General features: G+C 51.7%; 9 protein-coding genes. 1 reads left to right on the top strand and 8 read right to left on the bottom strand.

The annotated features are described in order from the left end of the window. Positions 1–115 precede the first annotated feature (115 nt). The 7 genes from C557_RS0114185 to C557_RS0114155 form a co-directional block, all read right to left on the bottom strand. On the bottom strand, positions 116–1,114 hold the full coding sequence (locus C557_RS0114185) for an SGNH/GDSL hydrolase family protein (protein WP_018752542.1): 999 nt from the start codon (positions 1,112–1,114) through the stop codon (positions 116–118). Next, positions 1,111–2,490, bottom strand: coding sequence for an FAD-dependent oxidoreductase (locus C557_RS0114180; protein ID WP_018752541.1), 1,380 nt, complete (start codon positions 2,488–2,490; stop codon positions 1,111–1,113). The genes C557_RS0114185 and C557_RS0114180 overlap by 4 nt, the downstream gene beginning before the upstream one ends. Positions 2,491–2,559: 69 nt before the next feature. Then, the gene (locus C557_RS0114175; RefSeq protein ID WP_018752540.1) at positions 2,560–3,570 is read right to left on the bottom strand and encodes a glycoside hydrolase family 130 protein; all 1,011 of its coding nucleotides are present in this window, start codon (positions 3,568–3,570) and stop codon (positions 2,560–2,562) included. Between the two features lie 56 nt (positions 3,571–3,626). Next, on the bottom strand, positions 3,627–4,529 hold the full coding sequence (locus C557_RS0114170) for a carbohydrate ABC transporter permease (RefSeq protein WP_018752539.1): 903 nt from the start codon (positions 4,527–4,529) through the stop codon (positions 3,627–3,629). 19 nt (positions 4,530–4,548) lie between these two features. Continuing rightward, positions 4,549–5,448, bottom strand: coding sequence for a carbohydrate ABC transporter permease (locus C557_RS0114165; RefSeq protein ID WP_018752538.1), 900 nt, complete (start codon positions 5,446–5,448; stop codon positions 4,549–4,551). Between the two features lie 70 nt (positions 5,449–5,518). Next, complete coding sequence (locus C557_RS0114160; protein ID WP_018752537.1) at positions 5,519–6,928, bottom strand: ABC transporter substrate-binding protein; 1,410 nt, start codon at positions 6,926–6,928, stop codon at positions 5,519–5,521. Between the two features lie 92 nt (positions 6,929–7,020). Continuing rightward, complete coding sequence (locus C557_RS0114155) at positions 7,021–8,250, bottom strand: glycoside hydrolase family 130 protein (protein ID WP_018752536.1); 1,230 nt, start codon at positions 8,248–8,250, stop codon at positions 7,021–7,023. A gap of 181 nt (positions 8,251–8,431) precedes the next feature. Here C557_RS0114155 and C557_RS0114150 point away from each other — a divergent pair, with 181 nt between their 5' ends. Then, positions 8,432–9,943 carry an FAD-dependent oxidoreductase gene (locus C557_RS0114150; RefSeq protein ID WP_018752535.1) on the top strand — a complete coding sequence of 504 codons (1,512 nt, stop codon included), beginning with the start codon at positions 8,432–8,434 and terminating at the stop codon, positions 9,941–9,943. 1 nt (position 9,944) lies between these two features. On the opposite strand, the gene C557_RS0114145 is transcribed toward C557_RS0114150, so the two are convergent. After that, a complete protein-coding gene (locus C557_RS0114145; RefSeq protein ID WP_018752534.1) occupies positions 9,945–10,775 on the bottom strand; it encodes a helix-turn-helix domain-containing protein in 831 nt (276 codons plus the stop codon). Between the last annotated feature and the right edge of the window lies 1 nt (position 10,776).

Genomic DNA, 10,776 nt, shown 5'->3' with positions numbered 1-10,776 from the left:
GAGTAGCGCAGCGTACGTAGTGGGTACGTGAGCAACGGAAGTCCCGGGTGAATTCAAGATTCGATGTCGAATCTACTCCTCGAACAGCTTCGTCCTGGAAAGACGAATTTTTGAACTACCTCTTATATGGAAAAGCTGCTTGTTGAAGTTCGGGGAACCTCTGGCCTAACAACTCATAACCCTTAGCCCCAGGGTGCAGGCCATCCGTTAACAGGTCTGCATCCTCCGGTCCAAGCCAACTTAGTCCATCCTGATAGTACAGATGTCGATCCCCCCGTGCTTGCAGTGTTCGGGTGGTTTTATGAATGATCTCACGCATCATCGGCAAGGTGAAGCCCAGCGAATTAGACTCTGTCTCACGATGGGTGCCATAGATTGGGGAGATTATCAGCAACGGAGTATTCGGGTGCTTGTCGCGAATCGTCTCCAGCAGTCCGATCAGCATCGGCTGGAACATACGTGGACTTAAGGTGCCTGCTCCATAGATGTTCACGCCTATGCAAAGTGAAATGAAGTCAGCCGGCAGGTCACGGATGAGCCGCCCCATCATCGGCTCCATATGACAGTTGCCAGAGAAACCGAGATTGGTCTGGTTGAAGCCGCACTTGGCTGCCGCGATAGCAGGCCAGGTGCGCGTAGGGCTGGAAGCAGCTACGCATTGGGTGATGGAGCTGCCGTATGTAATCCAGCGAGGCCGGTTGTCCGGTAGCGGCTTTGCCGAGGCTTCTTCATCAATCCACAGTCCGTTAACTGTCATTTCGGTGTTTTGCGGAAGCCAGATTTCCAGCTCCTTGAACCTACGCGGAATACCTTTATCGAATAATGCGTCCGTTGCTCTTGCCGGCAGCGGGAGTGTCCGAATCAATTCCCCATCTACGAGGCAATCCAGTGCGGCGGCTTCCGCAAGTGGTGTAAAGGATAGTTTGATTGCCGCCGCATCCGTATATAACCGCAAGCGGATACCGGCACAAATCGCCGCTTTGCCTTCAATGCCTTCAGGTGGATAAAGCTCGTAATCCTGGAACGGAATGCGCCACGGCTTGATTCCTTGCTCCAGATGTTCTAAGGATACGGCACCATGGAACCATTCATCCGTTAAAGTGATCTGCTTCACAGAACATCGCTCGCCTTCTTGCTCCCGGCCAGCAAGAAATCCTCTCCTAGCCAGACATCCTGCTCCAGCAATCGCCGCTGAAGCTCAGTGATCGATATGCCACGCGAGGTATTGCCGTCTTGCAACGCCAAGGCGGCCGCTGTGCCGGACGCCTGACCCATGGAGAAGCAATTGGGCATCACCCGCAAGGAGCCTTGCACCGCCCGATCCGAAGATACCGAGCGACCAGCCACCCAAAGGTTGTCAATTCCGACCGGTAGCATAATCCGGTACGGCACCCCATGCGACACACCCGGAGGCAAATGGTTGAAGGTCATTTCGCTTTGGCTGTTGGCGAGATGGATATCAATATAATAAGCGTTCCGGGCAATATCATCCGGGAAGGAGCGACCAGCCTGGAAATCGTCGACCGTCAGCACATAGTCTCCTTCAATGCGCCGGGTCTCCCGGATGCCAAGTTGTTCTCCGCTTGCCACCATGTGGGCATGCTCAAACCCCGGGACATAACGGCGGAAGAATTGCAGTTGGCGCTCTGCGGTACGCCGTCCTTCAATCGCCCCCCGCGTTAAATCCTCAGCAAGCGTACCGTCGACACCAAAGACATGGCCGAAGTTAACACCCACCAGGTAATCACTGATCCAGGCCAGGCCGGAGATCGACTTGCGCCCCTCCGGCAACGCTCCGTCCTGAATCGCTTGTTCCACCGTCTTATGCAGTTGCCCCGTGTCTCCGCTCTCCTCCAGGAAGCGTTTGAACCTCGGACGATCTACATTCGCAAGCAGATAACACATACTGCCCGGCTGGAGTTCGCCCTCTTCCCCGCCCTTCTGAAAGGGAACTCCCGCCAAGGCGGCAATATCCCCATCTCCCGAGCAATCGATTATATATCGGCAGGAGATGAAGGAACGTCCCGTTTTGTTGACGACAACAACGCCTTGAACGCTTCGGCGATCCTCCGAAAGCACAACATCATAGACAAAGGTATGATATAGCGGGGTAACGCCACTCTCCAGAATGGCATCGTCATAAACGCGCTTCAGCACCTCTGGATCGATAGGCACCCAATCCAGCAGTTCCCGGTATTCCTCAAGATACTCCGGCTTGCAGTGCTGCTTCATCCGTTCCATCAGCTTCAGACCCAGACCGCGTATAATCAGCTTTTGCTTATCTGTATAGGGGGAGAAGGATGGAACCAAGGCAACGGTTCCCATACCGCCAAGGAATCCACGTTGCTCTACCAGCATCGTGCGCGCTCCCCCTTCTGCGGCAGCAATAGCGGCGGCGATGCCAGCAGCCCCACCGCCGATGACCAGTACATCCACCTCGTGGGTCACCGGAATGCTGGCCGAAGGCAATGTAATCTCTTTGATATTCATAAAAAACCCCTCCAATTTATGTGGGACTTTCCCCCTGTTTGTGAGACAGGGGGTGGTCACGTGTTCCACTTAATGGATCTTACCTTCAAGACAGAGACGCAACAGATCATCCACATGGGCGGTTGCCAAACATTCTACCGTATCGGCGGCCCCGTAGTAGATTTTGACTTCCCCGGAAGCCTCCAGAATCATGCCGCCCGGAAAAATGACATCATTGCGGAATCCCCCACTGATTTCATATTTGGCCTCCGGGGCGAGCAGCGGCGCTGACGCCCTGCCGATGATGCGGCTTGGATCAGCCAGGTCAAGCAACAGGACTCCGGCCGTATAGCGCTTTTTCCAGCTATCCTCCCACCCATTCTTGCCCCGGCCAAGATCCAGATCCACGGCATGGAACAGGGTCAGCCAGCCTTTGTCCGTTTTGACAGGCGGAGCACCCGGCCCTACCTTGTCGTTGGCAAATGCGACATCTTCAACGGTTAGCAGCAGTTTGGAGTTGCCCCAATATTTCAAATCTGGCGAATCACTCATCCACATGTCAAAGCGGTCTTTCCCTCCCCGGCTGTACACCGGCATTGGGCGCTCCAGCCGTACATAGCTGCCCCCGATTCTCTCCGGGAACAACACCATGTTGCGATTGTCTGGAAGCGACAGGCTAAGCACCTTGAAGGAGCTGAAATCCTCGGTGACAGCAATGCCGCCCCGCAGCCCATGCTTGGTATCGACGGCAAAGCACATATAGCATTGCTCCCCGATCACTGTCAGACGCGGATCATATACCCGGATGACCTCTTCGTCCTGCCAGGACCAGCATGGCTCAGGCTGAACCTCCCACTTGATCCCGTCATCGCTGAAGGCCAGCCCCAGGTTAGTCGTATGATGAGGGGCAACGATTCCTTTCTTTTCATCCCCGTAATCATTGCGGAAGACCATGACATATTTGCCTTTGAATTTGGCGACTCCTGCATTAAAGACCATTGCGGGCCCGTAAGGCACGTCCCCCGGCGACAGAATCGGATTATCGGCATGACGGGTGACTACCGGACTGGAAGCCAAAGGCCCAATTGTAAAATGACTCATATACCTGATGCTCCTTTTATGCGAATTGAGGTAGAACTATAGTAAACCTTTAATCTTTAACCTTTGACCGAACCTGCGGTCACCTGGATAAACGTCTTGTTGGCCAAAATATATACCAGCAGCATCGGCAGGATCGACAGACAGGCCCCTGCCATCATCAGGTGAATTTGCATCGCTGCGGAGGAACCATAGCGGAGATTCGCCAGCCCTACGGTGAGCGTTTGCAGCTCTGGATTGGTCATCGTGAACACCAGAGGCAAAATGTATTCATTCCAGGCATGTCGGAAGGCGAACAAGCCCGCCACACCTAGTCCCGGCGTCAGCAGCGGCAGAATAATCCGGAAGAACGTACGGATGAATCCGGAGCCATCCACCATCGCCGCTTCATCAAGCTCGCGGGGAATGGCTTTGAAGAAGCCTTGCAGCATAAAGAATGTGCTGGAATGAGCGCTGATCAGGATGAGAATAACTCCCCACAATGTCGTATTGAGATGCAGCGCCACCATAAGATCAAATTGCGGACGCAATACGATAGCGCCAACGGATATGAACATCATGGAGGCCTGCACGGTCACATAAAGTGATTTGCCGGGAAAGTTGCGCCGATCCACGACATAAGCCGCCATGGAAGCGACCAGCAGCGTGCCTGCCGTCACCATAATACTGACAAAAGCACTGTTCCAGGTATAGCGTGCGAAGTTGGCCTGCTTCCAGGCCTCCACATAATTGATAAATTGCAGCTTGGCTGGCAGCAGGCTTCCTCCGGTCATCATCTCGGCTCCGGTCTTCAAGGAACCCGTGATGGTCATGAGCAGAGGGAACAAAGTCAGCAGCGCCGTTATCAATAAAAACAACCACATAGCCGTGCGAGCCACCACTCGGCCTGCCGAACCGGAAGTCCGGCGCTCGGCAAGCTTGCTGCGTCCATCCGGCTGCGGAGATAGTACCTGTTCGTTCATATGATGAACCCTCCTGTCACTAGTACACCTTGCTCATTTTGCGGCTCAAGAAGAAATACAAGCCGGTGATCGCCCCAACGATAACAGCACTGGCGAAGCCAACGGCACTGCCATACCCAAGCTGCTGTACTACAGGCGAGCCTGTTGATACCGGGAACAACAGCTTGTAGAGATAAAGATACATGACCTCGGTCTTGCCGATCGGGCCGCCTTCAGTAATAACCATGATGCTCTCGTAGCCCTTCAGAGAAGCGATGATCGCCAGCATCATAACCATTTGAGCAACCGGAGCCAGCATCGGCAGCGTGATGTTCCAGAATCGTCTTCCGGCATTTGCCCCATCAATAGCCGCACTTTCATACAAATCCTGGGGAATGCTTTGCAGCCCGGCCAGGAACAGCAGCATATAGTTGCCGACCGCGCCCCACACCGCGACCAGAATAACCGTGAGCATCGCATATTTGGGCCCGAGCCAGTCGATCGGCTGTGAGACCAGATGCAACTTCATCAGAACAGTATTAACCATGCCGTTATAGGAATTAAAGATATTATAAAAGACAACGGAGATAACGGCTGTACTGATGACCGTCGGCATAAAGTAAATGCCTCGCAGCAAGTTGCTGCCCCGCAGCTTGCCGTTCAGAATAACTGCGAGCAGCAACGACACCGGCAGGGTCAGCAGCAGCTTGCCTCCCGCATAGATGAAGGTGTTGCCTACCGATTCCCAGAACAGTCCGTCACGCATCAAGCGGCGAAAATTGTCCAGTCCGATAAACAGTGCATCGCCATATCCGGCATAATCATAAAACATATAACGCAGCATCCAAAGCAAAGGATAGATACCCAGGGCGGCCGTTAAAATGATGCTCGGGATCAGGAACAGGGTATTCTCTCCCAGTCGTTTCCAATTAAAGCTCATGATTGATTCCTCCTTCCGGAAAAGAAAAGGGCCCTGCGCCAAGAAGTGCGCTGCAGCCCCATCCTTCCTGTTATTCTCCCTGCGGTTTGCTTGGATCAAAAGCAGGATTTGGCGTTACGGTCACTTCACCCTTCTCTACCGATTTGCTCAAAGCCTCGTTATATCTTGCGTTCAAATCAGCTGTGACCGCTTTCAAATCTCCTCCGTCAAGCATATATTTGAAGAAAGCATCCGCATAGGTGGAACCTTCCGGTGTTACGCTTGGTGTAGCCGGCCAAAGCGAGTCATGTTCTCCGACCAGGAAGCCCTCCATACCGTCGATTTCCGGATTTTTAGCCTGTTCTACAATATGTGGTACGATGGCAATGCCGAAACCCTTCTCATGATAGGCCTTTAGGACCTCATCCCCATACATGTATTGCATAAACTTCCAGGCTGCCTCCTGATGAGCAGATGTCGCACTAATGCCAAGCCAGGTTCCGGCGGACACAATTTCCGAGGTTCCCTTGATTTGTCCGTCCAGTGTTGGAGCCAGAGCACCCGCCCAGTCGATTTCCGTCGGGAACTGATCCTGATACACGCCCGGCTCTGTCGAGAAGGAGAGATACATTCCGATTTTGCCTGCCGCGAATTGGGCCCGCAGCGGGTCGATATCCAGCGATTCTGCGCCAGGAAGAATACTTCCGTCCTCATACATTTGTTTGAAATACTCAATCACCTGAGAATAAGGCTCGAAATCGAATTGACCTGTTTTCATATCAAAGCCCAGTCCCTGATGGCCGCTTAAGGAGAGAATCTCGCGTATGGAGCGGTCAAATGCCGATTTTGGGCTTTTAAAGTTTAACGCAAAGCCGTAGATTCCTTCGGACTTGCCCGCTTCGGTAATCTGCTTGGCAGCATCCACCATTTCCTGTAGCGATGTCGGAGGATTTGCGATACCGGCCTTGGCGAAGAGATCCTTGTTGTAGACCATACGCAGGGTAAGACCCGTATTGGCCAAGGAATACACCTTGCCATCAAAACGATTCACATTGTCGATCATCAAGCCCCCGAATGCCGTCTTCATGTCGTCAGTCAGGAAATCATCAATCGGAGCAAGATAGCCTTTTTTTACAAACTCTCCCGTATTCCCACTCTTGATACGCAACACATCCGGCGCCTGGTTGCTAGAGAAAGCAATGTCGACACTTTGCGCGTAGTTCTCGGACATCACCGTCAATTCAACCTGGATGTTCTCACCATTGGTTTCATTGAACTTGTTAATCAATTCCTTAACATACTCCTGATCATGACGATCGTCGGTCCAGTACTTAAGCTGTATAGGCTCGCCTGTAGCCTTGTTGCTGCCGGTTTCTTCTGCGGCAGTTGCCTTGTTGCTGCCCGGCGCTTCCGACGCCGCGCTGCCATTGTTGCTGCTGCAGCCTACAATTCCTGCGGTCAGCATGAGACTCAGTCCAAGGCTTAACCATTTTTTTTGCATAGCTTCTACCCCTTTAATTGATGATTTTTTGATGAGCTCAGTTTTTATTATAGGCCCCTGGCCCTGGAAATGGAGGGTGGCAGACTCACTGTTCAGGGACAGAATTCTATTCCGTTCTTATCAAATTTCCGTATATATGCCACTAACTGATGAAAATGAACCCAGGAAATACCAACCCTTTGATCCGCCGCGCCATAAGACATGATCAAATTCTCCCCCATGACTATTCCTCCAGTGGTGAAGAGACAAGGTGTGGGGTAATCCGCAGGCATTTCCCAATCCTGCTGGGCAAACATCAAGCGCTCAGAGCAGCGGTGGACAATCAGAGGGAAATCATTTTCCTGTTCCCTGAGAATCATAAAGGATTGCGTATATCCCAGCTTGGCATCCTTCTTCGCGTGGTAAGCTAGCAGCCACTCTTTATTCCCCAGAGGCAGCGGTGGCCAGCTTGCGCCGACACGATTCTCCTCCCATTCAAAGACAGGATGGGCCAGCAGCCTGTGGCTCGCTTTAGGTGAAGCAAAATCCTCCATCCATTCCGCTGCCGCCAAATAAATGGAAGGCTTATTCACCTCTTCCCCTCCTTCAAACGGAGCAACATTCATAGGACGATGCAGCATAAGATACTGCTGTTTGCCTGCAATCCACATTTTCTCAGGAAATAAAAATACATCCCGATTATCACTCACATGCCCCTCAGTCAGCGGACCTACATACTGAAACGCGCCTTCATAATTCCCCTGCTTCAATGCGCTCAAATTCAGCTTGTAGAGAACACTGACTGTATCGTTGGAACGGGCTGTTTGTATAAACGGATCGGAATCATCCCCTGCAAATATCCAGTCAGGAACATATTCAAAGCGCGTTTGTATCGGAGGATGCTGGCTGCTAAGCCAATACGGCCCTGGAGGAAACGGACGGCAAGCAACCGTCAAATAGAGCTGTCCTTCAACATAAAAGATACGTGGATCTTCCACACAACCATTAGCATAGTTCCGCACCTTGTTGCCGCGGATATCCGTGATATACAGCTCGTGTTCGTCATACCCCAAGGCAGGAGCCAGAGCGGGTCTTGAGAAGTCTGCATCCCATGTTTCTCCCCCGTCCTTGCTCTTGGCGTACCCCAGGAAAATCGGGTAAGGATCGTGGCAACCTGCTCTTCTCTTTTGCGGCCATGGGCCCGTTGCCCGAAAAAGCATATGAATGTCATCAGACTCCGGGTCTTTAACGATAGCCGGATTTAACACCATTTTATCCGCCCAATTGCAACCAGGTACAGGTTCGAGGACGGGCTTGCTTGAATAGCGAAATTGGGGTTTCATAGGTTCCTCCTGTTTTACCGTTTTTCCATTTCATTAAACCCTAATTGCTGAAGCCTTTCCACACTCTCGCAAAAACAGTAAGATGCATCAAATAGAAAAGGAAGATCCATCATTCTCGCCAAGCGTTCAACACTTTATAATAACGTTGGCAAGCCAAATCATCATGGAGGAGGAGCTAAAAATGAGCCAGGAGAAACATTATGATATTGTTATCTACGGAGGAACGGCAGCGGGGATCACGGCGGCTGTTCAAGCGAAAAAAATGGGCAAAACGGTGATCGTGATTGAGCCAGGCCAGCGCATCGGGGGGCTGACCAGCGGCGGTCTTGGTGATACGGATGTCGGGATGAAGCAGGCGATCGGCGGATTATCCTTGGAATTTTACCAGCGGGTCGCTAGAAAGTATTCGCAAGATGGGGCATGCTGGCTGTTTGAACCCAAGGTAGCGCTCGAAGTGTTGCAGGATTGGGTGGCCGAACACCATATTGAAGTCGTTTATGGGGAAAGGCTGGACTTGCAAAAAGGAGTGACCAAACAAGGAACAAAAATCACTGCCCTTCGTACCGAATCCGCAGCCATTTACAGAGCTAAAGTATTTATTGACGCTACATATGAAGGAGATTTGATGGGCAAGGCGGGCGTTTCCTACTTTGTTGGCCGGGAGTCGAATTCACAATACGGGGAGACGCTTAACGGCATTCAGCCCGGTGATGAACTTAATGAACTGCCCGCCGGGATTGATCCTTATAGGGTGAAAGGCGTCCCCTCCAGCGGACTGCTCCTGCGTGTTAATGCTGATCGTGGCGGCAATGTCGGTGATGGGGACGACAAGCTGCAAGCCTACAACTTCCGTATGTGCCTTACGGACAATCCGGACAACCGTCTGACCATCGAAAAGCCGGAAGGATATAACGAGGCGGATTATGAAATCCTGTTCCGGGCCATTGAGCAAGGTCAGAGCTCCCGGTTCTTTAAATTAAATCGGGTTACCCCGGACAAGACGGATTCTAACAACAACAGCGGCATTTCTACGGATTATAACGGCATGAATCACAACTATGCAGAAGCAGATTATCGTACACGTGAACAGATCTGGGAAGCCCACCGAATCTATCAGCAAGGTTATGTCTGGACTATTCAGAACCATCCGCGCGTGCCGGAGGATATCCGGAATGTTTATAAGCCGTGGGGACTCCCACTCGATGAATTTGTTGAGACCGGTCATTGGACACCTCAGTTATACATTAGAGAATCCCGCCGAATGATTGGTGATTATGTAATAACGGAGCATGATGTCAGACTGGACAACCCGGTGCCGGATTCCATAGGAATGGGCTCCTTCGCTATGGACTCGCATCATACCCAATACTATGTAAATGAAGATGGACATGTAAGCACCGAGGGCGGATTTTATGTAAGATTAAAAGCCCCTTATCCCATCAGCTATCGGGCAATTGTTCCGAAACGGTTGGAATGTACAAATTTAATCGTACCCATCTGCGTCTCCGCTACCCATGCAGCCTACGGCTCCATTCGGATGGAGCCTGTGTTTATGATTTTGGGGCAATCGGCTGCTATCGCCGCCGTACTGGCAATAGATGCGGACGGCATCGTTCAGCATGTAAAGTACAATGAGTTGAATGCTGTACTCGTCCAAGAGAGTCAAGTATTGTATGAGGACCCTGATGCTTGACTCAATAGTGATTGAATTGAAAGCCGAATTGGCGTCGATATTCTCCCGGAGGATGCCCGAAACGTTCACGGAACACACGGCAAAAATGAGCGTAGCTCTGAAAGCCTGTGTTCTCGGCAACCTGCTCCAGGGCCAGATTACTATAAAGCACTTGCTGCTGCGCAAGCTTTAGCCTGACATCAATACAATAGGCGAACATCGATTGGCCAAAAGCGGCTTTGAACAGATAGGAGCAGCGAGAGACACTTAACCCGACGGAGGCCGATATTTTTTCCAGACTGAGAGGTTCATGGGCATGATTCTCGATGAATTGCTTAAGCTTGTATGCGGCATCTCCCCCCTTGCGGTGCTGCTTGATCTCAACCACTTGCTCCAGGGTCAGGCAAAGCGTTCTAAGCAGATAGTCCATGATCTCCTCTTGGTTCTGCATGAGCTTCTTCTTCTCCCCGATGATATGCTTCCATAAGGTAATGACCGTATCGTCAAAGCCGATGTTTGTTCTGATTGGCAAGCCTTTCTCCTTCCACCACGCGTCTATCCACTCTCCCTTACCAGCCAGAAAATAGTCTGCGACGGGTTGAACCTCCTGCGATTGGGGTCTGTTCCGGGGCAGCACATGAAGTCCGTATGGCTGATCGGGCGGATAAATGAGCAGATCGCCAGGAATCACGGTCTCATATTTTCCTTCCACCAGCATACGGCAGGTTCCTTCTGCCTGCAGCCGGAACAGATAGAAGGTCAGCCCGCTGGTATATTCAACAGCATGAGGTTTGGTGTGCGCGGAATAATTGGCATAAATAACACAGGAGCGTTGCAGAGCTGAATTTGTCATT

The sequence above is a fragment of the Paenibacillus sanguinis 2301083 = DSM 16941 genome, from assembly GCF_000374825.1.
In the GTDB taxonomy this organism is placed as follows: domain Bacteria; phylum Bacillota; class Bacilli; order Paenibacillales; family Paenibacillaceae; genus Fontibacillus; species Fontibacillus sanguinis.
This window is presented reverse-complemented; position numbering and strand designations above follow the sequence as displayed.

Bases quoted from the DNA above. Each gene is read 5' to 3' on its own strand.
- C557_RS0114180 (WP_018752541.1), bottom strand. From the start codon at position 2,490: ATGAATATCAAAGAGATTACATTGCCTTCGGCCAGCATTCCGGTGACC.
- C557_RS0114175 (WP_018752540.1), bottom strand. From the start codon at position 3,570: ATGAGTCATTTTACAATTGGGCCTTTGGCTTCCAGTCCGGTAGTCACC.
- C557_RS0114170 (WP_018752539.1), bottom strand. From the start codon at position 4,529: ATGAACGAACAGGTACTATCTCCGCAGCCGGATGGACGCAGCAAGCTT.
- C557_RS0114165 (WP_018752538.1), bottom strand. From the start codon at position 5,448: ATGAGCTTTAATTGGAAACGACTGGGAGAGAATACCCTGTTCCTGATC.
- C557_RS0114160 (WP_018752537.1), bottom strand. From the start codon at position 6,928: ATGCAAAAAAAATGGTTAAGCCTTGGACTGAGTCTCATGCTGACCGCA.
- C557_RS0114155 (WP_018752536.1), bottom strand. From the start codon at position 8,250: ATGAAACCCCAATTTCGCTATTCAAGCAAGCCCGTCCTCGAACCTGTA.
- C557_RS0114150 (WP_018752535.1), top strand. From the start codon at position 8,432: ATGAGCCAGGAGAAACATTATGATATTGTTATCTACGGAGGAACGGCA.
- C557_RS0114145 (WP_018752534.1), bottom strand. From the start codon at position 10,775: ATGACAAATTCAGCTCTGCAACGCTCCTGTGTTATTTATGCCAATTAT.